Genomic DNA, 26,441 nt, shown 5'->3' with positions numbered 1-26,441 from the left:
GTTGTGCGTATACGACCGGCGGCCGAAGTGGCCGCCGTTGTGTTGTCCTCGGTCGTGCTGTGCTGGGCCGTTCTCTTCCATGGACTGGGCTGGACAGCGCTGGTCCGGGAGAGCGGCGGTTCGTGCAGCGGTGACGACTGCCCGGACGGCCTGCCCGCCGTACTCGTCCTGGCCTTCGTGTTCTCCCTCTGCGGTCTGGCCCTCATCGGCAAGGCGCTGAAGGCCGCGGCACTGGGCCGATGGGCCGTTGTCGCCGCCGTGGTGAGCGGAATGCTGGCCGGCCTGCTGCCCGGCTTGTTCGGCTATCAGTGGCTGCGCGGTGAGCAAGTGCGGGTCGAGTCGCCGGTGAAGGCCGCCGAACGGCTGCGGATCGCCTGGCAGGCCCCGCCGAACAGTGGCGCCGCTCCCAAGGGCCTGCGCGGCTGGTCCGTGGGCGACACCGTCGTCCGGGTCCGTACCGACGGCCTCTCCTCCTATGTGGTACGCGACGGCAAGGAGCGGTGGAACGTCACGGCGCCGGCCCGCGAGTCCGTCTGCGCGAGGAGCGCCCAGCCGGCCAAGGGCATAGGACTTGTCGCCTACGGGCGCCACAACAAGCCCTGCACGACCCTCGCCGCCGTGCGGCTCGACGACGGCGCCACCCTGTGGAAGCAGCCGCTCAAGGGCGAAGGCATCGGCAAGGGCATCGCGCTGGGCGGCGCCACCGCCGTAACCCTGGAGGACGGAGCGGTACGCGGACGATCGTCCGAGTCCGGCGGCGAACTGTGGGAGCGGTCGCTGCCTGAGCGCTGTCAGGCGCTGGCCGTGGGCGCGAGCGCGGCCCGCACCCTGGTCGTCGAGGAGTGCCTCCCGGCGAAGACCGACGGCATCGTCACCGCGCGGCTGCTGGCCCTCGACACCCGTACCGGAAAAGAGCAGTGGGTCGCGAAGCTGCCGGTGGAGAGCGCGTCCACCGCGTACGTCTACTCCGTCGAACCGGCGGTGATCGGCTTCCAGGAGACCGACGAACGGGGCGTCCGCGCGGTGCTCGCCTTCGACGAGCGGGGCGTCCGGCGCGCGGCCGTGCCGTTCTCCGGCCGTTCGGGCGACCTCGACGTCAGACGGTCCGACAGCGATCTGAAGGCCGAGGGGCCTTTCGTGGTGGGCGACACGCTGGTCGCCGCCGTGCAGAAGCCGGGCGACGACGTGCCCCAGTACGTCGCCGGATTCTCGCTCGCGGACGGCAGGGAGCTGTGGCGTACCGGGGAACTCGGCCTCATCGGCGCGCTCGCCCTCCGGGGCGACGGCCGGGTGGCGGTGCTGACCGCCGGATGGCCCCGCTCGCACGTCGTCGTGCTCGACCCCGGCGCCGACGGGGCCGTGTCGAAGAAGACGACGCTGGGGAGGGAGGCGCCGGTCTCGATCGACGCCGAGATGCTCGCGGTCCGTGACGGCTATGTGGTCGTGAACCGGTACACGGACGGCGAACCGCCGGTCTTCGCGGTGCGCTGACGCGCTGAACGACGAAGGCCCTGCCGGGAAGCTCGGAAGCTTCCCGGCAGGGCCTTTCGGCTGTGTGCGGCCCGGATCAGACCGAACGGAAGGCCAGGACCACGTTGTGGCCGCCGAAGCCGAACGAGTTGACCCCTCCTTCGTGCGGCCCTCGCGTTGCCCGGCCCTGGGAGCCGGGCAGGCTTCGGGCCGCTGTGCCGGACTCCGTCCGGCGGCCGGGGCCGGGGCCGGCCTCAGACCGAACGGAAGGCCAGGACCACGTTGTGGCCGCCGAAGCCGAACGAGTTGTTGATCGCGGCGATCGTGCCCTCGGGCAGCGCCCTCGGCTCGCCGCGCACGATGTCCGCGTCGACATCGGCGTCCAGGTCGTCGACGTTGATGGTCGGCGGAGCCGTCCGGTGGTGCAGCGCGAGCACCGTCGCGACGGTCTCGATGCCGCCGGCGCCGCCCAGCAGGTGCCCGGTCATCGACTTCGTGGCGGAGACCGCCACGTGGTCGAGGTCGTCACCGAGGACCCGGCGCAGCGCCTTGATCTCCGCGACGTCGCCCTGCGGGGTCGACGTGGCGTGCGCGTTGAGGTGCACGATCTCGGCCGGCTTGAGGCCGGTGTCGTCGAGCAGGTTCTGCATGGCGGCGGCGATGCCGCGGCCGCTCGGCTCGGGCTGCGCGATGTGGTGCGCGTCGGCGGACAGGCCCTGGCCGACGACCTCGCAGTACACCCGCGCACCGCGCGCGGCGGCGTGCTCGGCCGACTCCAGGACGACGACGCCCGCGCCCTCGCCGAGGACGAAGCCGTCCCGGCCGGTGTCGTACGGACGCGAGGCCTTCTCGGGCTCGTCGTTGCTCTTGGACATCGCCATCATGTTGGCGAAGGCCGCGATCGGCAGCGGGTGGATCGCCGCCTCGGTGCCGCCCGCGACGACCACGTCGGCGCGGCCGGTGCGGATCATCTCGACGGCGTAACCGATGGCTTCGGCGCCCGACGCGCACGCGGAGACCGGAGTGTGCACGCCCGCCTGGGCGTTGACCTCCAGGCCGACGTTGGCGGAGGGGCCGTTCGGCATGAGCATGGGCACGGTGTGCGGGGAGACGCGGCGTACGCCCTTCTCCTTCAGCACGTCGTACTGGTCGAGCAGGGTCGTGACGCCACCGATGCCGGAGGCGATGACCGTGCCCAGGCGGTTCGGCTCGATCTTGTCGTCCTCGCCCGCCTTGGCGGTGTAACCCGCGTCGGCCCACGCCTCACGGGCCGCGATCAGCGCGAACTGCGCCGAGCGGTCCAGCTTGCGGGCCAGCGGACGGGGCAGTACGTCGCCCGGGTCGACGGCCGCGAGGGCCGCGATACGGACAGGGAGTTCGGCGAAGCGCTCGCCCTCCAGGGGCTTGACGCCGGAACGTCCGGCCAGCAGGCCTTCCCAGGTCGATGCGGCGTCGCCACCCAGCGGTGTTGTTGCGCCGATACCGGTGACGACCACGGTGCGATTGGTCGGGCTCACAGGAATTCTTTCTCCACGTGTAGAGGGTGCTGAATTTTCACGGCGCCACCGCCGGGCGGCGACACAGGACCGGCCCGTCAGGCCTGGTGCTTGAGGATGTAGCCGGCGGCGTCGCCGACCGTCTTGAGGTTCTTGACGTCCTCGTCGGGGATCTTGACGTCGAAACGCTCTTCGGCGGCGACGACGACCTCGACCATGGACAGCGAGTCGACGTCCAGGTCGTCGGTGAAGGACTTGTCCAGCTGGACGTCCTCGGTGGGGATGCCGGCGATCTCGTTGACGATCTCGGCGAGACCGGTGACGATCTCTTCCTGAGTGGCGGCCATTGTGGCGCTCCTTCGGTGTTGAGCAGAGGGAATTGGGTAAAGCAGCAGGCCCGGAACTGTCCGGACGTGCCTAGGGGAGGGTAACGACCGTCGCGGCGTAGACGAGACCCGCCCCGAAGCCGATGACCAGCGCGGTGTCGCCGCTCTTCGCCTGCCCGGTCGCCAGGAGCCGCTCCATCGCGAGCGGAATCGAGGCGGCCGAGGTGTTACCGGTGGTTTCGATGTCACGGGCGACCGTGACATGCTCCGGCAGCTTGAGAGTCTTCACCATCGAGTCGATGATCCGCATGTTCGCCTGATGCGGAATGAAGACGTCCAGATCGTCCCCGGTGATCCCGGCCGCGTCCAGCGCCTGCTGGGCGACCTTCGCCATCTCGAAGACGGCCCAGCGGAAGACCGCCTGGCCCTCCTGCGTGATGGCCGGGAACTTCGCGACCTCGCCACCGTTGCGGTAGTCCGACCACGGAACGGTCTGCTTGATGGTCTCCGACTTGTCGCCCTCGGAGCCCCACACGGTCGGGCCGATGGCCGGTTCCTGGGAGGGGCCGACGACGACCGCGCCCGCACCGTCGCCGAACAGAAAGGCCGTCGCGCGGTCCTCCAGGTCGGTCAGGTCCGAGAGCCGCTCGACGCCGATGACGAGGACGTACTTCGAGCTGCCTTCGACGACCATGCCCTTGGCGAGGGTCAGGCCGTAGCCGAAGCCGGCGCATCCGGCCGAAATGTCGAAGGCGGCGGGCTTGTTGGCGCCGATCTTGTCCGCGATCTCGGTCGCGACGGCCGGGGTCTGCTTGAAGTGCGAGACGGTGGAGACGATGACGCCGTCGATCTGGTCGGCGGTGATCCCGGCGTCGGCCAGCGCCTTGCCGGAGGCCTCGACCGACATCGCGGCCACGGTCTCCTCGTCGGACGCCCAGTGCCGGGTCACGATGCCGGAGCGGGAGCGGATCCACTCGTCGGACGAGTCGATCGTCTCGAGGATCACCTCGTTCGGCACGACACGGGTCGGGCGGTAGCCGCCGACACCCATGATCCGCGCGTACGGGGCGCCCTGGCTGGGCTTGATCTTCGACATGCTCTCTCGGGCTCCTATCGCGCCGCGTGCTCAGCGATGAGCGCGCGGGCCGCGTCGAGGTCGTCGGGGGTCTTGAGCGCGAGGGTCTTCACACCGGGCAACGCGCGCTTGGCGAGGCCGACGAGCGTGCCGCCGGGGCAGACCTCGATGAGAGCGGTGGCGCCCAGCTCCTTGAGCGTCTCCATGCACAGGTCCCAGCGGACCGGGCTGGAGACCTGGCTGACCAGGCGCGAGACGACCTCGGGGCCGGTGGAGACGGTCTTGCCATCGGCGTTCGAGACGTACGTGATGGCCGGATCGGAGACGACCAGATCCTGCGCCGCCTTGCCCAGCTCGGCGACCGCCGGGGCCATGTGGTGCGTATGGAACGCGCCGGCGACCTTGAGGGCCACCACGCGGCGTACGCCCTCGGGCTTGTCCGCGTCGAGTGCGGCGAGCTGCTCCGCCGTGCCGGCGGCCACGATCTGGCCCGAGCCGTTCACGTTCGCCGGGGTCAGGCCCAGCTTCTCCAGATGCGGGACGACGATCTCCGGGTCACCGCCGAGCAGCGCCGACATGCCCGTCTCGGTGACGGCGGCGGCCTCGGCCATACCGAGTCCACGGGTGCGTACGAAACCGAGCGCGGCCTCTTCGGTGAGCACACCGGCGTACGCGGCGGCGGTGATCTCACCGACGCTGTGACCGGCGACCGCCGAGACGTCCGAGCGGGCGTCCAGGGCGGCGGCGGACAGCAGGCCGGCCGCGACCAGCAGGGGCTGCGCGACTGCCGTGTCGCGGATCGCGTCCGCGTCGGCCTGCGTGCCGTAGTGGACAAGGTCGAGCCCGATGGCGTCGGACCAGGCGGCGAGCCGGTCGGCGGCGCCGGGGAGGTCGAGCCAGGGAGTCAGGAAGCCGGGCGTCTGGGCGCCTTGGCCGGGAGCGACGAGTACGAGCACCCTCACACTCTCTCTTGTGGACGGCGTTGCGGGCCCGTGGGGACAGGGACCAAGAACCGTCGGGCTATTTGTTGGTGTTCGACAAAAGTCTAGGACTGCGGGTCCCCGTCGGCCAGGCGCCCCAGGATGAGAGCGATCCGCAGCGTGAAGGCGGATCGAACATCGGAGGGTGACCAACCGGTGACGTCCGTCACACGTCGGAGGCGGTATCGCACGGTGTTGGGGTGCACGAAGAGCATCCGCGCCGCGCCTTCGAGGCTGCTCGCCTGCTCCAGATACACGCTCAGTGTCTCCAGCAGCGCCGACCCCGCCTCTTCCAGCGGTCTGTAGATCTCCTCCACCAGCTGGTCCCGCGCGGCAGGATCCGAAGCGATGGCCCGCTCCGGCAGCAGATCGTCCGCGAGGACCGGGCGCGGGGCGTCCTGCCAGGCCTGGCACGCCTTGAGCCCGGCGGCGGCGGCCTGTGCGGACCGGGTGGCGGCGAGCAGGTCCGGGACCACGGGACCCGCGACCACGGGCCCGGCGGCGTACGGTCCGATCAGGGCTTTCGCGACCTGAAGCGGGTTGTCGCTGCCGCCCGCGATGACGACCAGGCGGCTGCCGAGCACCCCGGTCAGTACCTGGAGCTTGGCGTGCCGGGCGGCGCGGCGGATCGCCTCGACGGTGAGCTCGGAGTCCCCGTCGGGCGCGGTGCCGAGGACGACACACACATGCTCCGGGGAGTTCCACCCGAGCGCGGCGGCGCGGGACACCGCCCCTTCGTCCGCCTCGCCGGACAGCACGGCGTTCACCACGAGCGATTCGAGCCGGGCGTCCCAGGCACCGCGCGCCTCGGCGGCCTGCGCGTACACCTGGGCGGTCGCGAAGGCGATCTCGCGGGCGTACACGAGCAGGGCCTCGCGCAGGATCGACTCGTCGCCGGGCGCCGCGACCTCCTCGATCGCCGTCTCCATGACCTCGATCGTCGTACGCACCATCTCGACGGTCTGGCGCAGCGTGATCGCCCGGGTCAGCTCGCGCGGCGCGGTGCCGAAGACATCGGTGGAGATGGCCTGCGGGGTCTCCGGATGCCGGAACCACTCGGTGAAAGCGGCGATACCGGCCTGGGCGACCAGGCCGATCCACGACCGGTTCTCCGGTGGCATGGCCCGGTACCACGGCAGCGTCTCGTCCATGCGGGCGATCGCGTTCGCGGCGAGGCGGCCGGAGGACTTCTCCAGCCGGCGCAGAGTCGCGGTGTGCGGGTGGGCGGCTTTCGCGGCGGGTGGCTGCTGCTCAGGATCGGGTTGGGGCACGGGACAAGACTGCCTTATCGGAACGAGTGCGTGGCGGCCCGGGGGCACGGCCGGTCCTGCGGAGCCCCCGGGCGCCCTTCGGGCGTGTCCTCAATCGCCGGACCCCCGTTCGGTAACTCTCAGCCCGTCCGGCGTTCTCCGCAGGACACGGCGCGCCCGGGCCGGGGCTACGGTGGGGCGCGTGATTTCTGTACGGCGCTCCGCGGACCGCTTTCGCGGAGGCGACGCCTCCGCCGGTATCGAGTCCCTGCACGCCTTCTCCTTCGGGCACTTCTACGACCCGGACCACCTGCGCTTCGGCGCGGTCCTGGCCTGCAACGAGGAACGCCTCGCACCCGGCGCCGGATTCGACGAGCACCCGCACAGTCACAACGAGATCGTCACCTGGGTCGTCGAGGGGGAGCTCACCCACCGTGACTCGGCCGGGCACGCCACCGTCGTACGTCCCGGAGACGTCCAGCGGCTCAGCGCGGGCGCCGGGGTCCGGCACGTGGAGCGCAACGACGGCGACGTACCGCTGGTGTTCGTGCAGATGTGGCTGGCCCCGCAGGACCCCGGGGGCGAACCCTCGTACGAGGTGGTGCGGGGCATCGCGGACGCGACGCCGTACGCCCTGCCGGCGGCGGGAGCGCTGCTGCACGTGCGGCGGCCGGGCGTGGGCGAGCGTACGGCGGTCCCCGACGCGCCGCTGGTGTACATCCATGTCGTACGGGGCCGCTTCGGACTCGGGGAGTACGCGCTGGGGCCCGGCGACGCGGCCCGGATCACCGGGGCGGACGGCCTGGAACTGGTGGCGGCCGCCGTCCCGGCCGAGCTGCTGCTGTGGGAGATGGGCGGCTGACCCGGACCGTCAGCCCTTCAGCGCGCTCTTGGCCTGCCACGTCGCCCAGGACAGGTTCCACGCGCCGTAGCCGTTGCCCTCGGGGACCGTGCCCTTGGTGTCCTCGCCCTTGATCTCGAACGGGTCGCCCACCCGGACCTGGCCGTAGAAGTACGCCGCGTCCGCGTCGCTCATGCCGATGCAGCCCGAGCTCATGTTGGCCCGGCCGAAGTACCGGGCGTTCCAGGGGGCGGCGTGCGCGTACATCCCGGACCAGGTGAGCCGCATCGAGTAGTCGACCATCTTGTCGTACGCGTCCGCCAGGCCCACGGTCTCCGAGTTCATGTTGATGGTGCCCTCCTTCGACATGAGTACGGCCGTGCCCCGCCAGGACCGCTTGATACCGCCGGGGGTGCCGCCGGAGACCGGGATCTCCCGCACCTTCTTCCCGTCCCGCTCCAGGGTGAGGCGCTTGCGGTCGAGGTCGACGCGTACGACCTGGCGGGCGCCGACGGTGAAGCCGGTCCTGTAGTCGCGGACGAACCAGCCGCCGGCCCGTCCCGAGTCGGTGCCGTTGAGCTGTGCGTCGAGGGTGACCTCCGTACCGGCCTTCCAGTACTCCTTCGGGCGCCAGTCGGCACGGTCCTTGCCGGAGTAGTCGGTGATCCAGCCCCAGGAGCCCTCGGTGTCGTTCGAGGTGGTGACCTTGAGCTGCTTCTCGACGTCGGCCTTGTTGGCGACCGGGTTGTCGAAGACGACGGACAGCGGCTGACCGACGCCGACCGTGGTGTTCTTGCCGGGCGCCAGCGACAGCTTGTTGACCTGGCCGGCGGCTGCCGTGGTGAACGAGGTCCGGCTGGTGGCCTCACGGCCGCCCTTCGTCCGGGTCTTCGCCTCCACCTCGTACGTCGTGCCGGGCGCCGCCTTGCGGTCCGACGTCCAGGACCCCTTGCCGGGCGCCGGGCGGCCGGTGAGCCGGTGCCCCTCGGCGTCGACGACCGTAACGGATGCCAGTGTGCCGCCCTTCGCGGTGACCACGACCGGCTTCCCGGCGGCCGCGCCCCTGCCGTCCGGGGTCACGGTGACGGTCACCGGACGGTCGGGCCCGCCGGCCGGCTTTCCGTCGGCGGGCGGCGCGACGCTCGCGCCGCCGGACGAACAGGCACAGAGCACGGCGCTCAGTACGCCGGCCACAGCAGCGGAACGCGACGCACGTATCTGACTCACGGAAGCCTCCAGAAAGGGGTGGGATGACCGGACTGTAGGCCGCGCGAAGCACCGGAAACCCGGCTCGGCGGCCATGTGACAGCGGCTGCAGAGAAACCGTCGCCGTCCGGTCACATTCGTCGCGCGACGCGGTCACGGACGGCTGTGAATCTCCTGGCTGCCCCACGAACGAGGGGCGGAAATCGGAGGCTCACGCTGTGTCAGCTCTGCTCGTGACGGCGGCCGCCCGTAGCCGGGAGACGTGGCTGGGGCCCATCACCACCGAGACCTACCGGGCGTTTCTCGCAGCCCGTGGGGCCGGGTCCCCGGGCCCCAGCTTTCTGCAGTGCCCCTCCTGGGCCGCTGTGAAGGAGGGGTGGCAGCCCCGGCTGATCGGCTGGGGGCCGGCGGGGGAGAGCCCCGGCGCTCCCGGGGGGCAGGGGCTGACCGGGGCGCAGGGGCTGACCGGGGTGGCGCTGGTCCTGCTCCGCCCGTTCCCCGGCACCCGGAAGTACTTCGCCTACCTGCCCGAGGGGCCGTACGCGGACTGGGCCGACCCGGACATCGACGGCTGGCTCACGCCGCTTCTGCACCACCTGCGGGCGGCCGGTGTCTTCGCCGTACGCATCGGTCCCTCACCCGCCTTCCGCCGCTGGAACGCCGCCCGCCTCAAGCAGCTCACCGGTCGCGGCTGCCACGTCTCCGACGTCCTCGCCTGCGAGGTCGACCCGCTGGGCACCGCGGTGTCCGAGCGGCTGCGGGCGCGCGGCTGGCGGCGCTGCGGAGGCGACGGCCCCGGCAGCGACGGGGACGCGCAGCCGCGCCTCGTCTTCCAGGTCCCGCTCACCGGGCGTACCACCGACGACCTGTGGCGCGGGCTCAACCAGGAGTGGCGCCGCAACGTCCGCCGGGCGGAGAAGTCGGGCGTCGAGGTGTCGGTCGGCGGCGCCGCCGACCTGCCCGAGTTCTACCGGCTGCTGCGGATCACCGAGGAGCGCGACGGATTCCGGCTCGGCCGCTCACTGGCGTACTACGAGCGGCAGTACGAGGTCCTCAACGCCGAGGAGCCGGGCCGGATGAAGCTCTACCTCGCCCGCCACGGCGGCGAGATCCTTGCCGCCCACACCATGATCACGGTGGGCCGCCGGGTCTGGTACCAGACGGGTGCCTCCGCCGACCACCGTCGCGAGGTCCGCCCCTCCAACGCCCTGCAGTGGCGCATGCTGCGCGACGCCCACGCACTCGGCGCCGACGTCTACGACATGCGCGGGGTACCCTCCACCCTCGACCCGGACGACCGCGGACACGGGCTGCTGCGCTGGAAGCTCGGCACCGGCGGCCAGGTCGTCGAAACGCTGGGGGAGTGGGAAACACCGATGAGCGGCACCGCCAACCACACGCTGTACCGCGCCTTCCAGGCGTACCTGGCCCGCCGATGAGCACGACCGCGAACACGGGCGAGGACACGGACGCGAGCGCGAGTGCCGCCGCAAGCCCCGGCGCCGCGTCCGGCCCCATGGGCGGTGGCGGTGGTGTGCCGGGCCAGGCCGGGCGCGCGCCGTCCGGCCCGACGGACCGCGACGGCGGGGCGGCGGGCGCCGGGGCCCCGAAGGCGTCCCTGCTGCGCAGTGGCGCGCTCATGGCCGCCGGGTCTCTCGTCTCCCGAGCCACCGGCTTCGTACGGTCGGCCGTCGTCGCCGCGGCGCTCGGCATCGGCCTGACCGCCGACGGCTACGCGGTGGCCAACTCCGTCCCCACCATCGTCTACATGCTGCTCCTCGGCGGCGCCCTCAACGCCGTCTTCGTACCCGAGCTGGTCAAGGCCGCCAAGGAGCACCAGGACGGCGGAGCCGCCTACACCGACCGGCTGCTCACCGTCTGCGTCGTGGCGCTGCTGGCGATCACCGCCGGCGCGGTGCTCGCGGCGCCCGCCATCGTCGCCGCGTACACCGACTACTCGGACGCGCAGGCCACCATGACGGTCGCGTTCGCCCGCTACTGCCTGCCGCAGATCTTCTTCCTCGGGCTGTTCACGCTGCTCGGCCAGATCCTCAACGCGCGCGGCCGGTTCGGCGCCATGATGTGGGCACCGGTCCTCAACAACCTTGTCGTCATCGCGGTGTTCGGGCTCTACCTCGGGATCGCGACGAAGTCCGAAGGTGCTCTCACCCCCGCGCAGACGGCCCTGCTCGGCTGGGGCACCACGGCCGGCATAGCCCTCCAGGCGCTCGGCCTCCTGCCCTCCCTGCGCGCGGCCCGCTTCCGCTGGCGCCCGCGGTTCGACTGGCGGGGCAGCGGACTGACCAGGCCGATGCGGGCGGCCGGCTGGCTGGTGATGCTGGTCCTCACCAACCAGGCCGCGTACTGGGTCGTGACCCGGCTTGCCACATCGGCAGGGCAGCGGGCGGCGGACCAGGGCATCGGCGGCGGCCTCGGCTTCAGCGCGTACACCAACGCCTACCTCCTGTGGGCCGTGCCGCACGGCATCGTGACGGTGTCGCTGATCACCGCGCTGATGCCCCGGATGAGCGGATCGGCGGCCGACGGGGACAAGCCCGCCGTACGCCGCGACGTCTCGTACGCACTGCGCACCAGCGCCGCCGCCGTCGTCCCGGCAGCCTGCGCGCTCCTCGCCCTGGCCCAGCCGCTGATGGCGCTCGTCTTCCAGTACGGCAGGACCGGCGCCGGCGAGATCGCGGCGATGGCGGGCATTCTGATGGCCTTCGCGCCGGGCCTGGTCGCCTTCTCGGGTCAGTACGTCCTCTCCCGCGCGTTCTACGCCCTGCGCGACACCCGCACCCCCTTCCTCCTCAACCTGGTGATCGCCGGACTCAACGCCGGCCTGGCCGCGGCCGCGTACCACCTGCTTCCCGTGCGCTGGGCGGTGACGGGCATGGCCGGGGCGTACTCGCTGGCCCTCCTCGCGGGCTGGGCGCTCACGGCGTACACCCTGCACAGGCGCCTGCCCTCCGGCCGGACGACGGGACGCTCACCGGCCATCGCCGCGCACGCCCGGCTCCTCGCGGCCGCCGTACCCGCCGCGGCGCTCGGCCACCTCGCGGCCGGTTGGGCGGGCGGCGCGGGAGCCGTGGCCGCGACGGCGGCGGGCGGAGCGGCGATCCTCGCGGTGTTCGCCGTACTGGCGAAGCCCCTGCGCCTGGCGGAAGTCGACGCCCTGCTCTCGGGCGCGGTACGGCGGCTGCGCCCGGCGCGGCGATGAGGAGGTCCCCATGAACACAGCGACGATCACCCGGCTCTCACCACTTGGGATAATCCGCAGATGCCACGCGTGCTCCTGATAGAAGACGACCCCTCCGTACGGGAAGGGGTCGAGCTCGGGCTGCGCCGCCGGGGCCATGACGTACGGACCGCCGCGACCGGCGAGGCCGGGCTCGCCGCCCTCGCCGAGTTCCGGCCCGACCTGCTGCTCCTGGACCTGATGCTGCCCGGCATGAACGGCGTCCAGGTCTGCCGCCGGGTCCGCGAGAACAGCCAGCTGCCGATCATCATGCTCACCGCGCGCGGCGACGACTTCGACGTCGTCATCGGCCTGGAGGCGGGCGCCGACGACTACATCGTCAAGCCGGCCCGTACGGAAGTGATCGAGGCCCGGATACGGGCGGTGCTGCGCCGCATCGAGGAACCGGGCGGCGTGCGGCCCGCCGTCGAGTTCCACGGCGAACTCGCCGTCGACCGGGCCGGGCTCACCGTCGCCAAGTCCGGCGAACGCATCGCCCTCGCGCCCTCGGAGCTGAAACTGCTGCTGCACCTGTGCGCGGCCCCGGAACAGGTCTTCAGCAGGCAGCAGTTGCTGGAACACGTCTGGGAGCACAGCTACCACGGCGACGCGCGGCTCGTCGACGCGTGCGTACGGCGGCTGCGCAACAAGATCGAGGACACCCCGGGCAACCCCCGCTACATCCAGACCCTGCGCGGCTTCGGCTACCGCTTCGGGCCGCTGTGCTGATCACCGGGCTCCGTACGCGGCTCGTCCTCGCCTTCCTCCTCGTCGCCGCGGTCGGCTGCGGCACCACCGCAGCCCTCACCTACCGCGAGGCGCGCAACGCCCTGCTGGAACAGGCGCAGGACACGGCCGTCTCGTCCTTCCGCGACCAGATCCAGGAACTCCACGTCAACCTGCCGCCCAACAACGAGCAGATGCAGGGAATGGTCCGTGGGCTCGCCCGGCAGGGGAAGCCCCGCAACTGGTGGGTGTACGTCGAGTACGGGTCGGTCCGGCTCTCCTCCGGCACCAACCCCACCTCCACCGTCATCACGCCCGAGCTGCGCCGCCAGGCCCGGGGCACCCCGCACGGCAGCTTCCAGCGGGTCGTCAAGAACGGCGAGCCCTACCTGACCATCGCCGTACCGGTCGTCTTCAAGACCGCCCAGACCGGCACGGGAGGCCGGACGGTACGGCCCACCGGCCTCACCTTCTACGCCGTCATGCAGCTGACCGACGAACAGGCCAACATCGACGCCATGGTCGTCGCCGCACGGGACGGCGCGCTGCCGGCGCTCGCGATCGCCCTGGTGCCCGCCCTCCTCGCCGCCCGCAGCGTGCTGCGCCCGGTACGCGACCTGCGGCAAGCGGCCCGCAGCCTCGGGCGGGGCCGGCTGGACACCCGTATCCCGGTCAAGGGCGGCGGGGAACTCTCCGAACTCGCGCGTACGTTCAACGAGTCCACGGCGGCGCTCGAACGCTCCGTGGACGACCTCCAGCGCGCCGAGGCCCGCGCCCGCCGGTTCGCCTCCGACGTCTCGCACGAACTGCGCACCCCGCTCGCCGGGATGCTCGCCGTCACCGAGCTGCTCGACGAGGACGCGGCCGGCCTGGACCCGGACACGGCCGCGGCCGTCCGGCTGATCAGCAGCGAGACGGACAAACTCGCCGTACTGGTCGAGGACTTGATGGAGATCTCCCGCTTCGACGCCCGCGCGGCCGAGCTGAACACCGACGAGGTCGACGCGGCCGAGACCATTCGCAGGACCCTCCAGAACCGGCACTGGACGGACCCGGCGCAGATAGTCCTCGATCTGCCCGACGGCATCCGCGCCCGGCTCGACCCCCGGCGCTTCGACGTCGTGATCGCCAACCTCGTCGGCAACGCCCTGCGGCACGGCCGGCCGCCCGTCACGGTCGGGCTGCGCACCGAGACCCGACCGCCCGCCCCGGACGCACCGGGCGGCGAGAGCTCGCACTGGCTCGTCACGGAGGTGGCCGACCGGGGCCCCGGCATCCCGACGGACGTGCTGCCGCACGTCTTCGACCGCTTCTACAAGGCGGAGCAGGCCCGTACCCGCTCGGAGGGCAGCGGCCTGGGACTCGCCATCACCCTGGAGAACGTACGGCTGCACGGCGGTACGGTCCGGGCCGCGAACGGCCCCGACGGCGGCGCCGTGTTCGTCGTCGAGATACCCCTCACCACGAGCGAGGTGACCGCGTGAGGCGGGTAGGAGCCGCCGCAGCTGCATGGGCGTCGGCCTCGCTGCTGCTGCTCGCCGGGTGCGGAATCCAGGCCAGCGAAGTGGTCGAGGCGGGCGGCCCGGCCGTCGTCCCCGTCGCCCCCGACCAGTTGGAGAGGATGCTGCTCTTCTTCGTCGGGCCGGAGGGCAGGCCGATCCCCGTGGCCAGGTCCATCGACTGGGGGGACAGCCCTCCGCCGACCGCCAAGACGCTCGCCGCGCTGCTCGCCGGCCCCACCGAGGAGGAGCGGGTTGCCGGGATCACCACCCGGCTGCCCGCCGGCACCAAGCAGGTCGAGGTGGAGCCGGCCGGCCGGGAGGACTCCGTACCGGGCCAGGAGGCGGGCAGTCCGGGGGGCGCGCCGCAGGCGGTCCATGTCACGACCACGTTCGCGGTGCGCTCACTCGACGCGGCCGCCGTCCGGCAGCTGATCTGCACGACGGCACACGCCGAGGACCCCGAGGGCCTGGTGAAAGTGGCCCTCACCGGAAGCGACGGCTCCCTGCCGGCCGCCACCTGCGACTAGGCACTGTCCGGTGCTGGTGGATGCGCTGCCGGGCCGGCGTCGACAGCCTCCTCGCCTGGACTACCGCGGGGGAACCGCGCCGGCGTAGACGTTGTTCGGGGTCACGATCTCGGTGATCGCCCGGGCGAGGAGCGTGGACGGCTCCTGGCCCTGGGAGGAGACGTCGGTGTTGAGCATCAGGACCAGGGTGGCCTTCTTCGAAGGCAGGTAGACCGTCACGCTCTCGTAGCCCGGGATGGATCCGTTGTGCCCGATCCATCCGCCGGTCTTCATGATGCCGAGGCCGTAGGTCGTGCCGGGGAAGCCGGTCGGCAGCGTCCTGAGCCGCTCCCGCTGGGTCTCGGGGCGGAGCAGCGTGCCGGTGGCGACGATCTTGGCCCACCGGTGCAGGTCGTGCAGGTTGGAGATCATCGCCCCGGCCGCCCACGCCCAGCTGGGGTTCCAGTCCGTCGCGTCCGTGAGCTCGCCGCTCGGGGTCTGATCGGTGTAGCCGCGCGGGTGCGGCTCGGGGAACTCGGGGCCCTTCGGGAACAGCGTGTGGCGCAGGTGGGCCGGGCGGAGCACCTGCTGGTGGATGAAGTCGGCGAGCCTGATGCCGCTGACCTTCTCGATCACCAGACCGAGGAGCACGAGGTTGCTGTTGGAGTACTGGAACTTCTTGCCGGGCGCGAAGGTGTTCGGGTGCTTGAAGCCGTACGCGAGCGACTCCCGCGGGGTGAACGGGCGACTCGGGTCGCTCTCCAGCGCCTGTACGAAGTCCGGGTCGTCGGTGTACGGGAACAGGCCGCTGCGCATCTCGGCGAGATGACGCAGCGTGATCCGGTCACCGTTCGGCACCCCGCGGACGTAGGCGGAGATCGGGTCGTCCAGCCGGATCCGGCGGTCGTCGACGAGCTTGAGCAGCGCGGTGACCGTGAAGGTCTTGGTCTCGCTGCCGATCCGGATGTAGGCGTCGGTGGTCATCGGCCTGCCGGTGTGGATGTCGGCGACGCCGGTCGCGCGGACGTAGTTCCCCTTGCCCGGCATCCACAGCCCGACGACGACGCCGGGGATGCCGGCCTGCCGGCGGACGTCCTCGATGGTCTCGTCCAGCCGGGCGGTCAGCTCGGGACCGAGCCCGTCCGGCCGGCGGTCGTCCTTGTCGTACCGGTCGACGCTGCCGGCGTGGACAGCCGTAGCAGGAGTCACCGCGACCGGAGCCAGCACGGACGCCACGAGCAGGCTCGCGGCGAACAGACGGCGGTAGGGGGTACGTCGCATATCGGGGGCGCCTCTTCCAGGTCAGGGACTCGGAGGGCAACATCACCATCCGGGCATCTGGCGGACGCCCTCGTAGGGCACGCGCCCCGCCAAGTCCACCCCTTCGGAGCCATGCCCCTGGCCCGCCCCGCGCTCCGCCGGACAGGGCCTAGCGAGCGCCCGGCCCGAATTCCGCGAGCACCGCGTCCGTGAACGGCGGCCACACCTCGGCCGCCCACGGGCCGAACGCCCGGTCCGTCAGAGCCACGCACGCCAGGCCCGCGTTCGGGTCCACCCACAGGAACGTACCGGACTGCCCGAAGTGTCCGAACGTACGCGGCGAGGACGAACCGCCGGTCCAGTGAGGCGACTTGGAGTCGCGGATCTCGAAACCCAGCCCCCAGTCGTTGGGATTCTGGTGGCCGTAGCCGGGCAGTACGCCCTTCAGCCCGGGATGGACGACGGCCGTCGCCCCGGCGACCGTCCGGGCGTCCAGCAGGCGCGGGGCCTGGAGCTCGGACGCGAAGCGTGCCAGGTCGTCGACGGTCGAGACGCCGTCCTTGGCGGGGGAGCCGTCCAGCGTGGTGGCCGCCATGCCCAGCGGTTCGAGAACCGCCTGGCGCAGATACTCGGCGAAGGGAATGTCCGTCGCCTTCGCGATGTGGTCGCCGAGCACCTCGAAGCCCGCGTTGGAGTAGAGCCGGCGCTCGCCGGGCGGTGCCATCACGCGGTGCTGGTCGAAGGCGAGACCGCTGGTGTGGGCGAGGAGGTGGCGCACTGTCGACCCCTCGGGCCCGGCCGGCTCGTCGAGCTCGACGGCCCCCTCCTCGTACGCGACGAGGGCGGCGTACGCGGCGAGCGGCTTGGTGACCGACGCCAGCGGGAAACGGTGGCCCGTCGGGCCGTACGACCCGACGACGGTGCCGTCCGCCCGTACGACGGCGGCAGCCGCGGTGGGTACCGGCCAGTTCTCGATCAACGCCAGGTTCTGCATAGGGCGACCCTACCGGGCAGCTTGCCGCGTCATACAAATCGTCATACAGTATCTGTATGACAGTCAAGGCGATCAGTTTCCGTCCGGATGAGGCGACACGCCGTGAGCTCGAGGCGCTCGCGGAGCTGCGCGGCGCCACCGCGTCTGACGTAATACGGCAGGCGATTCATGAGGTGTATGTCGCTGAGCAGTACAGGCGGGCGGAGGCGGAGTTGGCCGAGTGGCGGGCGGACCCGGCGTACCAGGAAGAGATTTCCGAGGTGCAGGAGGAGATGGGCGAACTCCGTGCGTGGTGATCTGTACCGGCTGCGGGCGAACAAGGCTGCGGTTGGCCACGAACAGCAGGGCGCGCGGTACGCGGTCGTGCTCCAGACCGAGCGGCTGCACACATCGACCTTGATCGTGGCGCCCACTTCCACCCGTGCGCGAACGGGTGTTCTCCACCCGCGCCTGGACATGGACGGCACCGCCGCTGTGGTGCTCGTGGAGCAGATGGCGGCCGTGACCTCGGAGCGGCTCGGAGATTTCGCCGGCCGGGTCGAGCCTGAGGAATGGGAGGAGATTGAGCACGCGGTCAAGCTCGTGCTCGGCCTGCTCTGAGCGCAGACGGCGAGACGGGTCTTGCTTGGAGTGCACTCCAAGGTCCTAGCGTGGAGGTCATGACCGTGACGGAAACCCCACCCGCACGCACCGCTTCCCTGACCGCGGTGCCCCGGGCGCACCCGCGCCCCGAAGGCCGTGACCACTACACGATCAGCGAGGTCGCGGCGCACACGGGGCTCACGGCGTACACCCTGCGCTGGTACGAGCGGATCGGGTTGATGCCGCACGTCGACCGCTCGCACACCGGCCAGCGGCGCTTTCGCAACAGCGACCTGGACTGGCTGGCCTTCGTCGGCAAGCTGCGGCTGACCGGCATGCCGGTCGCCGACATGGTCAGGTACGCCGAGTTGCTGCGCGCCGGTGAGCACACCTTCGAGGAGCGGCAGGAGCTGCTGGAGTCGACACGCCGGGATGTGCGTTCGCGCATCGCCGAGCTGCGGGACACGCTGGCCGTACTGGATTACAAGATCAACTTTTACGCGGACGCCCGGCGGGCGTCGGAGAGGGCCTGAAACCCACATGAGCCACGACACCAAGATCGAAACAGTCCGGCTCGGGACCGGTGGGCCGGAAGTCGGCGTACAGGGCCTCGGCTGCATGGGCATGAGCTTCGCCTACGGACCCACGGACGCCGACGAGGCGCGGGCGACGCTGGAGCGGGCGTTCGAACTGGGCATCACCCTTTACGACACGGCGGACGCGTACGCGGCCGGTGAGAACGAGCAGTTCCTCGCGCCGTTCGTCCGGGCGCACCGGGACGAGGTCGTCATCGCGACGAAGTTCGCGCTGGCCGTGGACCCCGAAGACCCGGCGAAGCGGACCATCCGCAACGACGCCGCGTACATCCGCGAGTGCATCGAGGGCAGCCTCCAGCGTCTCGGCGTCGACGAGATAGACCTCTACTACATGCACCGGCGTGACGTGAACGTCCCCATCGAGGAGACGGTCGGCGTGATGGCCGAGCTCGTGCGCGAGGGCAAGGTCAAGCACCTCGGGCTGAGCGAGGTGACCGGCGGCGAGCTGCGGGCCGCGCAGGCCGTGCACCCGATCGCGGCCGTGCAGTCGGAGTGGTCGCTGTTCAGCCGTGACATCGAGGAGGGGGTCGTCCCGGCGGCGCGGGAGCTGGGCGTCGCCCTCGTCCCGTACTCCCCGCTCGGCCGCGGCTTCCTCACCGGCTCCTTCACCAGCGCGGAGAAGGACCTGACCGAGGACGACTTCCGCCGGAACCAGCCCCGCTTCAACGGGGACAACGCGAGCGCGAACGCCTTGCTGCTCGAACCGGTGCGCAAGCTCGCCGAGGGCCGCAACGCCACGCTCGGGCAGGTCGCGCTCGCCTGGGTGCAGCAGCAGGCACAGGTGCACGGACTGACCGTCGTACCGATCCCGGGAACGCGCAGGCGCAGCCGGGTGGAGGAGAACGCGGCGGCGACGCATCTCCTGCTCACCGAGAGCGAGATGGAACTGCTCGAGCCGATCGCGAGCCAGGTGGCGGGGGGCCGGTACGCGGACATGACGTTCACTTCGGCGGGACGGGAGTAGGGAGCGCGGGGGCTGCGCCGCGCGCCTGAGCGTGGCGCCGGGCCGGTCCTCGATCGCCGGACGGGCCTGGGCTGCGGCTGTGGCGGCCTTCGCGCCGGCGGGCTGCGTGTCGGTGCCGGGGGCCGGGACCTGCCCCCACGGCCCACCCCCGGTAACACCCCGCACTCACGCCAGCCCCAGCGCGAACACCGCGAAGCCCGCCGCGAGCAGCGTCGCCGCTGCCCGGCGGGCCTTCGTCGCCTTCGTCCACGGCGCGTCGAATCCCCGCGCGTAACGCCCGATCAGCATCAGCAGCCCCGCGAACACCGGCAGCCACGCGGCCCTCGCCAGGACCCAGCCCAGCGAATCCGGGGCCGCCGTCAGACCCGGAACCGTACCGAGGAACGAAGCCGGGACCGCCGCCGCGAGCATCGCCGTCTGGTGCCAGCACAGGATCGTCATCGCCGACAGGTTGATCACGACGACCGGCGCCCACAGCGCCGGCCTGCGCAGCAGCCGCCCGATCCGGTCGCGCAGCAGGATCGCGGCGCCGCTCTGCACCGCCGCGAGGGCGAGGACCAGCAAGGACGGCGGATGCGAGTTGGTGCGGGTCTCTCCCGGTACGCCGACCATCGACGCCGGGTAGTGAAGGGCCACCAGCAGCACGGCGAACAGCACAGCGCCGCCGATCAGCAGCACCACGCCGCCCCGCCTGCCGATGCGCTTCTCGCCCCAGGAGACACCGAGTTGGTACGCGAAGAGCCAGCCCGGAAGCAGATTCAGCAGGCTCAGCCAGGACGGCACGGCTTCCGCGTACGGCCCGTACCGCAGAAAGTCGACGACGGCGACGGAACCCAAGAGCGGCGCGGCGGCCCACGCGCCCATCGTGCGGGAGGCGCGCACGCAGTACGGGGTCAGGGCGGTCACCACCACGTACACCCCCACGAACCACAGCGGCTGGATCACCAGCGTCGCCCCGGTCCGCAGCGTCGTGGCCGGCACCCCCATCGCGTACAACAGCGGGATCATCGCCGCCCAGACGGCGGTCACGCCGAGCACGGGCCGACCGAGCCGCGCGATCCGGCCGCGCAGCCACGCGCCGGCCGGGCCCTGGTGACGGCGGTACGACAGGACGGACGCGTAGCCGCCGACCAGGAAGAAGACACCCAGCATCTGGAGCACCCAGCTCACCGGCGCGAAGAAGCCGAACGACGCGAGCGGGCTGGCGTTGCGCAGGGCGCCGCCGCCGTCCAGCGTGAAGCCGCCGAGCAACCAGTGGCCGGTGGGAACGGCGAGCAGCGCGAGCGCGCGCAGGCCGTCGACGGCGCGGTCGCGGTGGGCGGGGGTCCGCGCTTCGATCGTCGCCGCCAGATTCCTCGCCCTCATCACAGCTCCCCCACGGTGATCGAGGCGAAGGTACGCAGGGACTGGGTGCCGGCGGCGAAGTAGCCGGTGTGGCCGTCGGCGTCATCGGCCGGTACGCGGCGGGCGCCGAAGGCGGGGTCGGTGGGGTCGGCGCCGTGGCCCAGGCCGGCGAACTCGACGTTCGGGATGTTGTCGATCCAGTCGGACGGGTCCTTGGCGGCCCACACGCGGGCGTCCGTGCGCAGGTCGTCGACGCTGTCCGCGCGCATCCCGGGGGAGCCGAGCGCGACGACGTCGGCGGCGTCGAGGCGCGGGGCGGCCAGGCCGCAGACCACGGAGCCGTAGCTGTGGCAGAAGAGGGCCGGGTCCGGGGCGCCGGTGGCGTCGAGCCCGTCCGTCAGCCGGGCGAGGCGGTCGGCGCCGGCCTCGGCGAGGTCCCCGGTGGCGGCGTCCAGGCCCACGCCGACGGGGGTGGTGTAACCGGCCCAGGCGATCACGGCGGTGCGGTGACCCTTTGTCGCGTCGCGCAGGGACTTGGCCATGCCGGCCGGGGTGCCGTAGGGGTCGTTCGTACGGTCGAAGGTGCGGGCGTCGATGTCCGAACCGGGGACGACGACGGCCACGTGCTCGGCCTTGCGCAAATCCCCGTACACCTCGGCGACTTGGCCGCGGCCGCGCGGGTCGAGGGCGAGGATCTGGCGGCCGGGCTCGGCGAAGCGGGCGAAGCCGCGGGCTTTCGCGGTGCGGGAGTTGGCGGCGTAACGGAGCTCGACGGGGGCGCCGTCGAGGTTGCCCACGACGGTGGGGTGGCGGCGGACGAGGTCCTGCTGCCGGTCCTGGCTGAGCGCCGCGAAGAAGCGGGCGAATTGGGCGGGGGTGGTCGCGGCGGGGTCGGGCAGCCCCTCGCGCTGCCAGGCGGCGGTGCCGGGGGGCGGGCCGGTGACGGGCTCCTGCGCGGTGCCGGAGGCCCAGCCGGCGGTGCCCGAAACGACAGTTGTCGCGAGAGCGACCGCGACCAGGGTCCTCTTGAAGCGGCGCATGATTCCCTCTTCTTCTGCTTCTCGTCCAGTGGCTGGCGGAGAGGAAGGTAGGAAGAGGACGCTTGAGGGGGCGTCACCCCGGAGAGCCAAGTCGGGGGTGCTACCGGGGTAGGGGGAGGCTCTCGGGGCGCGAGCCGGGGCCGGGCCGCTCCGGGGGCGGCGTTCGGGACTGCATGATTTAGCCGCGCCGCAGCGCCCTTTGTACGAAGCCCACTCCCTGCGCACAAATCACGCTCTACGTCCCGAACACCGCCCCCTGCGCGACCCGCCCCCTCTCCCCGGCGAACGCTGCACGGGACCGGGGCGGGCCACCCGCCCGCCCCCGCAGGGGTGTTGTGCGCGAGGGGCGGCGTGTTGCTGGGTGGGGGTCGGTTCCGGAGTGCGGGAGGGGGCCGGGGCCGTAGGGAGCGGTGTTCGGGACGTAAAGCGTGATGTGTGGGCAGGACGCCGGGGAGGCTTTCAGGCACCCCCGCGTCGCGCCTGAATCGTGCAGTCCCGAATGCCGCTCCCGTAGGTCCCGGCCCCCGGCACATGCCCCCCCGTCACGACCCCGGCGAAACCAGCCCCGACTCGTACGCGAAGATCACCGCCTGCGCGCGGTCGCGCAGGTCCAGTTTGGCCAGGACGCGGCCGATGTGCGTCTTCACGGTCTGTTCCGCCAGCACCAGCGACGCCGCGATCTCCTGATTCGACAACCCCCGGGCGATCAGCTCCAGAACCTCCGTCTCGCGCGGCGTAAGCCCGTTGAGCCGCAGCGACGGGTCCTTGCGCGGCGCCGGCCGCTGCCGCGCGAAGTCCGCGATCAGACGCCGCGTCACCGACGGTGCCAGCAGCGCCTCTCCGGCCGCCACCACCCGCACCGCGGAGATCAGGTCCGCAGGCGGTGCGTCCTTCAGCAGGAACCCGGACGCCCCGGCGCGCAGCGCCTCGTACACGTAGTCGTCCACGTCGAACGTCGTGAGCATCAGGACCTTCGGCCGGTGGACGACCCCGACCGGCGGGTCCAGCAGCTCACGCGCCGCCGCGAGCCCGTCCATCTCGGGCATCCGTACGTCCATGAGGACCACGTCGGGATGAGTGTTCCGGCTGACCTCGATCCCCTGCCGTCCGTCCGGCGCCTCACCCACCACGTCGATGTCGCTCTGCGCCGACAGCAGCGCGGCGAACCCCGCCCGCACCATGGCCTGGTCGTCGACGATGATCACGCGGATGGTCATGGAGTGGTGGGGTCCTTCGCGCCGAGGGGAAGCCGGGCGGCGACCCGGAAACCGCCGTCGGGCAGCGGGCCGGTGTCGAGCGTGCCGCCGGTCAACCGTACGCGTTCACGCATCCCGACGAGGCCGTGTCCGCCCGCCCCGCTCGCCTCGACGGGCGATGTCGGCCCGGCGGGAGGGCCGTTGACGACGAGGACGGTGAGGTCGGTGCCGTCGGAGGAGACGGAGACGCGGGTGGTCGCGCCGGGCGCGTGCCGCACGACGTTGGCCAGGGCCTCTTGGACGATGCGGTACGCCGACAGGTCGATGGACTGCGGCAGCCGACCCGCGTCGGTGAGGCCCGTGCCGAGGGACAGCTCGGCCGGAACCCCGGTCCGTACCGTCGCTTCGACGAGCTGTTGGAGCCGGTCGAGGCCGGGTTGCGGAGCCCGCTCACCCGTGGCGTCCTCGCTGCGCAGCACCGAAAGCAGCCTCCGCATCTCGGTCAGCGACTCCCGCGCGCTCGCGGCGATCGAGGCGAACTCCTCCTGCGCCTCGGAGGAGAGGCCGCCGACGCGGTACGGCGCGGAGTCCGCCTGGACGGTGATGACCGACATGTGGTGGGCGACGACGTCGTGCAGCTCGCGGGCGATACGGGTGCGTTCTTCGAGCAGCGTGCGCTGCGCCCGCTCCGCCTCGCTGATGGTCTCCTGCTCGACGAGCCGCCGCTGCGCTTCGCCGCGCTCGCGCAGCGCGCCGCCGATGACGAGGACGACGGCGCTGAGGACGATCAGCAGGACGTTCGTACCGTCGCTCCCTTCCGGGAAGAGCCGGCCGAGGACGAGACCGGACGCGCCGGTGACGAGCCAGACCCCGATCAGGGTCTGGCGCGTCTCGCGAAGTGCCAGCGCGAGCAGCAGAAAGAGGTACGCCACGATGACGGGCGGGGTCCACGGCCAGGGGTCGTCCGTACCGAGCCCGTCCAGGGCGAACAGCCCGCCGACGACATCGGCGGGCAGGATGATCCACCAGGCCTGGAGCGGCCGGTGGGCGATCATCAGCAGCGGAACGGTCTGCGCGGCGGCAATGGCCCCGGCAAGCCCGCCGGGTACGCCGTAGTCGGTGCTGAGGACGCTGATCGTGACAGGGAGGAAGGTGGCGACGAGGCCGACCACCACGGCGTACGGCAGCAACCGCTGCCACCGCTTCGGGGCGTCGGCGAACAGGGGCGTCGGCGCGTGGGAGGGATGCGTGACGGCATGGCCGAGGGCACGCAGATTGCGCCGCCCGGCGGTGATGAGGCCGTCGGTGGGGGGCGGGGGAGCGGAAGGTTCGGTCATGGCCCGGCCAGCGTAGGCAGCCCCGGTGCGCACGGTCGTCATACCCGGGTGCGGAGACCGCCGTAATACCTGGGTACTACGGCGACACCCCCGGCCCGGAGCCCCGCCACGCTCAGCAATTCCAGCCCGTCCGGCGTGTGAGGACCGGGGCCGGGGCAGCGCCCCGGTTTCGGGAAGGGGCGGCCCGCACGGGCCGCCCGCCCCTAGAGCTCCGCCAGCAGTTCCGCCTTCTTCGCGGTGAACTCCTCGTCCGTGACCAGGCCCGCCTCGCGCAGGTCGCCGAGGTGGCGTATCCGTTCGGCGATGTCGGCGGGGTCGCGCCGCGCGGCGACGGGCACCGGCACGGGCTCGTCCGATGCCGGGTCCCGCGGGGGCGCGCTCCCCGTGCGGACCGCGCCGAGTACCGCCGCGGCGAACGGCAGGGACTCGTGCACCGGGCCGTAGCCGAGGCCGAAGACGACGGCGGCGGGGTCCTGGTCGGCCTGGGCCGACTGCTGCTGCGCAGACGGCGGGAACGCGGTCGGGCCGCCGCCGCGCCGCAGGAGCCGCAGGTACCCGTCGAAGACGTCGGGGGAGCGCCACTCGACGCCGTTCAGCTCCTGGATGCGGAAGTTCTGGTCGCCCGCCTTCCACTTCGCGGAGGACGCGCCCGTCCAGAACCAGCGGAACGACACCCGCGACCCGTCGAAGGACGCCTTGCCGTCGTACGCCTTGAAATGCCGCGGCGCCTGCGGTGCGGCCACCAGGAACTTCTCGGCGGGCCTCCACGCCTCGGGGGCGAGCCGGGCGCGCAGTTCGTCGCCGTAGTACTCCGCGAGCGTCTCGCGCTCGGCCGGCAGCACCAGCCGGTACGGGTCGGCGCCGTCCCGCAACTGCCCGGCCGCGGCCTCCATGAGCGGGTCGGCGCCCGGTCTTGGGGTCGCGTGCAGAACGACTGTGCCGCGCTTGCCCGGCGTCAGGGTCACCGACGCCAGCGCCTCGTGCGGGATGCGTCGTTCGCCGAGTGCCTGGAACAGCTTCGGCGTGCGGATCCCCCGTTCGAAGCGGATGAGCACGGAGTCGCTTTCGAACTCCCAGGTGGCATGAATTCCGGCCAGCACATCACCCATGCGGCTCATCGTATGCGGCGTGCGCCCACGCGTCGCCCCTCGGTGCCGGGTGCGATGTTCGGGCCATGCTCCGGTCACACTCGGGTCGCCACGAGGTTCTACGCGCGTCAGTTCGCTTCCGCACCGGAAATTCCACTTCGGCAGGCCCCGCCGTCGCCCGCACAGCTCACCGTGGAGTACGAGCCGACGCCTATCCAGGCGAAGTTGCTCAGGCTTTCTGTCCCCGGCTCGAAATAGCCCGCGTGCCCCACCGCACCGGTCGCCGAGAAGACCCGCGCCCCGAACTCGGGAGTCACCGGGTCCGCCCCGTGTCCGAGCCCGCCGACCGCCAGGTAGGGCACGTCCTGGATCCAGTCGTCGTGGTCCCGGGTGGCCCACACCCGGGCCCCGGTGCGCAGTTCCTTCGCGCTCTCGACCCGCATGCCGGGGCTGCCGGCGACCGCGATGTCGGAGACCCTGGGCGGCAGCGCGGGGGCGGCGACGCCGCACACCACCGAGCCGTAGCTGTGGCAGAACAGCGACACCTTCGAGTCGCCGGGCAGTGCCCGCACCATGGAGTCGAGCCGCTTGGAGCCGTCCCTGGCGAGCCGGCCGATGGCCGCGTCCATGCCGACGCCGACGGGCGAGGTGTAGTCGGCCCAGGCGATGACGGCGGTACGGGTACGGGGCGACGCGGCGCGCTCGGCGGCGTACAGCGACTTCGCCATGCCGACCGGAGCGGTGTACTGGCGGCGCGTCCGCTCGAAGTTCACCACATTGGTGTCGACGCCGGGAACGACGACCGAGACCCGCTCGGCGCGCCCGAGGTCGCCGAAGACCTCGGCGACCTGGCCGGAGCCGACGGGGTCGAACGCGAGGATCTGCCGCCCCTCGCCCATCAGCGACTCGAAGCGCTGCATTCTGCGGGCCGCCGTCTGACGGCCCGAGGGAGTGAGGCGTTCGTCGTGCATACGCTCCCGCTCGACCGCGCGCGCCTGTGCGAGCGCCAAGTGGTTGGCGCGGTAGCGCAGCGTGAGCGGCACGCCGTTCAGGTTGCCGACGACCAGTGGGTAGCGGTCGACGAGCCGGGTGCGCTGCGAGGCGGTGAGGCCGGAGAAGAAGCGGGCGAGCCGGTTGGGCGTCGATCCGGCCTCCGGCAGCTCGCGGCCGTCGATGCCCTCCCGGTCCCAGGCGGCCAGCGACGCCGTACGGAGGTCGGAGTCGTTCTTGTGGAGGCGTATCGCGGTCCAGCCGGTGGTGGCCAGCAGGACGAACACCACGCCGAGAGCGAGCAGCGCGCGCCATGCGTTGAGGGTGGGGGAGGAGTCGAAAGAAGTCACTGCGAGCCACCCTAGGAGAAGCGTGGGGCTCGTCGCGAAATCCGTGACGCGGATCACGTTTGAAGGCGGGGGTGGCTGAGGCTC

25 protein-coding genes are annotated in these 26,441 nt (G+C 72.0%); 11 read left to right on the top strand and 14 right to left on the bottom strand.

Translation table 11 applies throughout. From position 1 onward, the window contains the following. Positions 1 to 3 precede the first annotated feature (3 nt). On the top strand, positions 4 to 1,491 hold the full coding sequence (locus AC1P0E_RS09970; RefSeq protein ID WP_482741810.1) for an outer membrane protein assembly factor BamB family protein: 1,488 nt from the start codon (positions 4 to 6) through the stop codon (positions 1,489 to 1,491). A 233-nt stretch (positions 1,492 to 1,724) separates the two neighbouring features. On the opposite strand, the gene fabF is transcribed toward AC1P0E_RS09970, so the two are convergent. The 5 genes from fabF to AC1P0E_RS09945 all read right to left on the bottom strand — a co-directional run bounded on the left by fabF (position 1,725) and on the right by AC1P0E_RS09945 (position 6,618). Further along, positions 1,725 to 2,987, bottom strand: a complete 1,263-nt coding sequence (fabF, locus tag AC1P0E_RS09965; RefSeq protein ID WP_482741809.1) for a beta-ketoacyl-ACP synthase II — start codon at positions 2,985 to 2,987, stop codon at positions 1,725 to 1,727. 77 nt (positions 2,988 to 3,064) lie between these two features. Next, positions 3,065 to 3,313 carry an acyl carrier protein gene (locus tag AC1P0E_RS09960; RefSeq protein WP_274557941.1) on the bottom strand — a complete coding sequence of 83 codons (249 nt, stop codon included), beginning with the start codon at positions 3,311 to 3,313 and terminating at the stop codon, positions 3,065 to 3,067. A gap of 70 nt (positions 3,314 to 3,383) precedes the next feature. After that, positions 3,384 to 4,388: a beta-ketoacyl-ACP synthase 3 gene (locus tag AC1P0E_RS09955; RefSeq protein ID WP_482741808.1), complete on the bottom strand. Its 1,005-nt coding sequence runs from the start codon at positions 4,386 to 4,388 to the stop codon at positions 3,384 to 3,386. Positions 4,389 to 4,402: 14 nt separating this feature from the next. Continuing rightward, positions 4,403 to 5,323, bottom strand: coding sequence for an ACP S-malonyltransferase (locus tag AC1P0E_RS09950; protein WP_482741807.1), 921 nt, complete (start codon positions 5,321 to 5,323; stop codon positions 4,403 to 4,405). A gap of 89 nt (positions 5,324 to 5,412) precedes the next feature. Continuing rightward, positions 5,413 to 6,618, bottom strand: a complete 1,206-nt coding sequence (locus tag AC1P0E_RS09945) for a PucR family transcriptional regulator (protein WP_482741806.1) — start codon at positions 6,616 to 6,618, stop codon at positions 5,413 to 5,415. 181 nt (positions 6,619 to 6,799) lie between these two features. Here AC1P0E_RS09945 and AC1P0E_RS09940 point away from each other — a divergent pair, with 181 nt between their 5' ends. Then, complete coding sequence (locus AC1P0E_RS09940) at positions 6,800 to 7,459, top strand: pirin family protein (protein ID WP_482741805.1); 660 nt, start codon at positions 6,800 to 6,802, stop codon at positions 7,457 to 7,459. 9 nt (positions 7,460 to 7,468) lie between these two features. On the opposite strand, the gene AC1P0E_RS09935 is transcribed toward AC1P0E_RS09940, so the two are convergent. Next, positions 7,469 to 8,740, bottom strand: a complete 1,272-nt coding sequence (locus tag AC1P0E_RS09935; protein ID WP_482741804.1) for a L,D-transpeptidase — start codon at positions 8,738 to 8,740, stop codon at positions 7,469 to 7,471. Positions 8,741 to 8,862: 122 nt separating this feature from the next. Here AC1P0E_RS09935 and AC1P0E_RS09930 point away from each other — a divergent pair, with 122 nt between their 5' ends. From AC1P0E_RS09930 to AC1P0E_RS09910, 5 genes are all read left to right on the top strand, one after another. Further along, a complete protein-coding gene (locus AC1P0E_RS09930; RefSeq protein WP_482741803.1) occupies positions 8,863 to 10,083 on the top strand; it encodes a lipid II:glycine glycyltransferase FemX in 1,221 nt (406 codons plus the stop codon). A 77-nt stretch (positions 10,084 to 10,160) separates the two neighbouring features. Then, positions 10,161 to 11,864, top strand: a complete 1,704-nt coding sequence (gene murJ, locus AC1P0E_RS09925) for a murein biosynthesis integral membrane protein MurJ (RefSeq protein WP_482745707.1) — start codon at positions 10,161 to 10,163, stop codon at positions 11,862 to 11,864. 60 nt (positions 11,865 to 11,924) lie between these two features. Then, a complete protein-coding gene (locus tag AC1P0E_RS09920) occupies positions 11,925 to 12,611 on the top strand; it encodes a response regulator (RefSeq protein WP_482741802.1) in 687 nt (228 codons plus the stop codon). Beyond that, positions 12,605 to 14,092, top strand: a complete 1,488-nt coding sequence (locus AC1P0E_RS09915; protein WP_482741801.1) for an ATP-binding protein — start codon at positions 12,605 to 12,607, stop codon at positions 14,090 to 14,092. Before AC1P0E_RS09920 ends, AC1P0E_RS09915 begins: the two co-directional genes overlap by 7 nt. Then, entirely contained in the window at positions 14,089 to 14,637 is a 549-nt protein-coding gene (locus AC1P0E_RS09910) for a hypothetical protein (protein WP_482741800.1), read from the top strand. The genes AC1P0E_RS09915 and AC1P0E_RS09910 overlap by 4 nt, the downstream gene beginning before the upstream one ends. A 60-nt stretch (positions 14,638 to 14,697) precedes the next feature. On the opposite strand, the gene AC1P0E_RS09905 is transcribed toward AC1P0E_RS09910, so the two are convergent. Further along, on the bottom strand, positions 14,698 to 15,897 hold the full coding sequence (locus tag AC1P0E_RS09905) for a serine hydrolase domain-containing protein (protein ID WP_482741799.1): 1,200 nt from the start codon (positions 15,895 to 15,897) through the stop codon (positions 14,698 to 14,700). Positions 15,898 to 16,045: 148 nt separating this feature from the next. Next, the gene (locus tag AC1P0E_RS09900) at positions 16,046 to 16,870 is read right to left on the bottom strand and encodes a serine hydrolase domain-containing protein (protein WP_482741798.1); all 825 of its coding nucleotides are present in this window, start codon (positions 16,868 to 16,870) and stop codon (positions 16,046 to 16,048) included. A gap of 56 nt (positions 16,871 to 16,926) precedes the next feature. Here AC1P0E_RS09900 and AC1P0E_RS09895 point away from each other — a divergent pair, with 56 nt between their 5' ends. From AC1P0E_RS09895 to AC1P0E_RS09880, 4 genes are read left to right on the top strand one after another with little or no spacing between them, the layout of a single operon-like run. Next, positions 16,927 to 17,166, top strand: a complete 240-nt coding sequence (locus AC1P0E_RS09895) for a hypothetical protein (protein ID WP_482741797.1) — start codon at positions 16,927 to 16,929, stop codon at positions 17,164 to 17,166. After that, the gene (locus AC1P0E_RS09890; protein ID WP_482741796.1) at positions 17,156 to 17,470 is read left to right on the top strand and encodes a type II toxin-antitoxin system PemK/MazF family toxin; all 315 of its coding nucleotides are present in this window, start codon (positions 17,156 to 17,158) and stop codon (positions 17,468 to 17,470) included. Before AC1P0E_RS09895 ends, AC1P0E_RS09890 begins: the two co-directional genes overlap by 11 nt. Before the next feature lie 59 nt (positions 17,471 to 17,529). Continuing rightward, complete coding sequence (locus tag AC1P0E_RS09885) at positions 17,530 to 17,985, top strand: MerR family transcriptional regulator (protein WP_482741795.1); 456 nt, start codon at positions 17,530 to 17,532, stop codon at positions 17,983 to 17,985. Positions 17,986 to 17,992: 7 nt separating this feature from the next. Further along, complete coding sequence (locus tag AC1P0E_RS09880; RefSeq protein ID WP_482741794.1) at positions 17,993 to 19,012, top strand: aldo/keto reductase; 1,020 nt, start codon at positions 17,993 to 17,995, stop codon at positions 19,010 to 19,012. 165 nt (positions 19,013 to 19,177) lie between these two features. On the opposite strand, the gene AC1P0E_RS09875 is transcribed toward AC1P0E_RS09880, so the two are convergent. The 6 genes from AC1P0E_RS09875 to AC1P0E_RS09850 form a co-directional block, all read right to left on the bottom strand. Continuing rightward, positions 19,178 to 20,377: an acyltransferase family protein gene (locus AC1P0E_RS09875; RefSeq protein ID WP_482741793.1), complete on the bottom strand. Its 1,200-nt coding sequence runs from the start codon at positions 20,375 to 20,377 to the stop codon at positions 19,178 to 19,180. Then, positions 20,377 to 21,396, bottom strand: a complete 1,020-nt coding sequence (locus AC1P0E_RS09870) for an alpha/beta hydrolase (RefSeq protein WP_482741792.1) — start codon at positions 21,394 to 21,396, stop codon at positions 20,377 to 20,379. Before AC1P0E_RS09870 ends, AC1P0E_RS09875 begins: the two co-directional genes overlap by 1 nt. Before the next feature lie 542 nt (positions 21,397 to 21,938). Beyond that, positions 21,939 to 22,613 (bottom strand): response regulator, encoded by a 675-nt coding sequence (locus AC1P0E_RS09865; protein WP_482741791.1) that lies wholly within the window; start codon positions 22,611 to 22,613, stop codon positions 21,939 to 21,941. After that, on the bottom strand, positions 22,610 to 23,929 hold the full coding sequence (locus tag AC1P0E_RS09860) for a sensor histidine kinase (RefSeq protein ID WP_482741790.1): 1,320 nt from the start codon (positions 23,927 to 23,929) through the stop codon (positions 22,610 to 22,612). The genes AC1P0E_RS09865 and AC1P0E_RS09860 overlap by 4 nt, the downstream gene beginning before the upstream one ends. A 203-nt stretch (positions 23,930 to 24,132) precedes the next feature. Beyond that, positions 24,133 to 25,038: a DUF4429 domain-containing protein gene (locus AC1P0E_RS09855; RefSeq protein WP_482741789.1), complete on the bottom strand. Its 906-nt coding sequence runs from the start codon at positions 25,036 to 25,038 to the stop codon at positions 24,133 to 24,135. A 107-nt stretch (positions 25,039 to 25,145) separates the two neighbouring features. Further along, positions 25,146 to 26,357 (bottom strand): alpha/beta hydrolase, encoded by a 1,212-nt coding sequence (locus tag AC1P0E_RS09850; RefSeq protein ID WP_482741788.1) that lies wholly within the window; start codon positions 26,355 to 26,357, stop codon positions 25,146 to 25,148. Positions 26,358 to 26,441: the final 84 nt, after the last annotated feature.

It is taken from the genome of Streptomyces sp. TRD_SC_5 (genome assembly GCF_056836825.1).
This window is presented reverse-complemented; position numbering and strand designations above follow the sequence as displayed.

Excerpts from the sequence above, each read along its gene's own strand:
- AC1P0E_RS09960 (WP_274557941.1), bottom strand. The coding sequence starts at position 3,313 with ATGGCCGCCACTCAGGAAGAGATCGTCACCGGTCTCGCCGAGATCGTC.
- AC1P0E_RS09955 (WP_482741808.1), bottom strand. The coding sequence starts at position 4,388 with ATGTCGAAGATCAAGCCCAGCCAGGGCGCCCCGTACGCGCGGATCATG.
- AC1P0E_RS09935 (WP_482741804.1), bottom strand. The coding sequence starts at position 8,740 with ATGGCCGCCGAGCCGGGTTTCCGGTGCTTCGCGCGGCCTACAGTCCGG.
- murJ (WP_482745707.1), top strand. The coding sequence starts at position 10,161 with ATGGGCGGTGGCGGTGGTGTGCCGGGCCAGGCCGGGCGCGCGCCGTCC.
- AC1P0E_RS09920 (WP_482741802.1), top strand. The coding sequence starts at position 11,925 with ATGCCACGCGTGCTCCTGATAGAAGACGACCCCTCCGTACGGGAAGGG.
- AC1P0E_RS09905 (WP_482741799.1), bottom strand. The coding sequence starts at position 15,897 with ATGCGACGTACCCCCTACCGCCGTCTGTTCGCCGCGAGCCTGCTCGTG.
- AC1P0E_RS09900 (WP_482741798.1), bottom strand. The coding sequence starts at position 16,870 with ATGCAGAACCTGGCGTTGATCGAGAACTGGCCGGTACCCACCGCGGCT.
- AC1P0E_RS09895 (WP_482741797.1), top strand. The coding sequence starts at position 16,927 with ATGACAGTCAAGGCGATCAGTTTCCGTCCGGATGAGGCGACACGCCGT.
- AC1P0E_RS09885 (WP_482741795.1), top strand. The coding sequence starts at position 17,530 with ATGACCGTGACGGAAACCCCACCCGCACGCACCGCTTCCCTGACCGCG.
- AC1P0E_RS09880 (WP_482741794.1), top strand. The coding sequence starts at position 17,993 with ATGAGCCACGACACCAAGATCGAAACAGTCCGGCTCGGGACCGGTGGG.
- AC1P0E_RS09875 (WP_482741793.1), bottom strand. The coding sequence starts at position 20,377 with ATGAGGGCGAGGAATCTGGCGGCGACGATCGAAGCGCGGACCCCCGCC.
- AC1P0E_RS09870 (WP_482741792.1), bottom strand. The coding sequence starts at position 21,396 with ATGCGCCGCTTCAAGAGGACCCTGGTCGCGGTCGCTCTCGCGACAACT.
- AC1P0E_RS09865 (WP_482741791.1), bottom strand. The coding sequence starts at position 22,613 with ATGACCATCCGCGTGATCATCGTCGACGACCAGGCCATGGTGCGGGCG.
- AC1P0E_RS09860 (WP_482741790.1), bottom strand. The coding sequence starts at position 23,929 with ATGACCGAACCTTCCGCTCCCCCGCCCCCCACCGACGGCCTCATCACC.
- AC1P0E_RS09855 (WP_482741789.1), bottom strand. The coding sequence starts at position 25,038 with ATGGGTGATGTGCTGGCCGGAATTCATGCCACCTGGGAGTTCGAAAGC.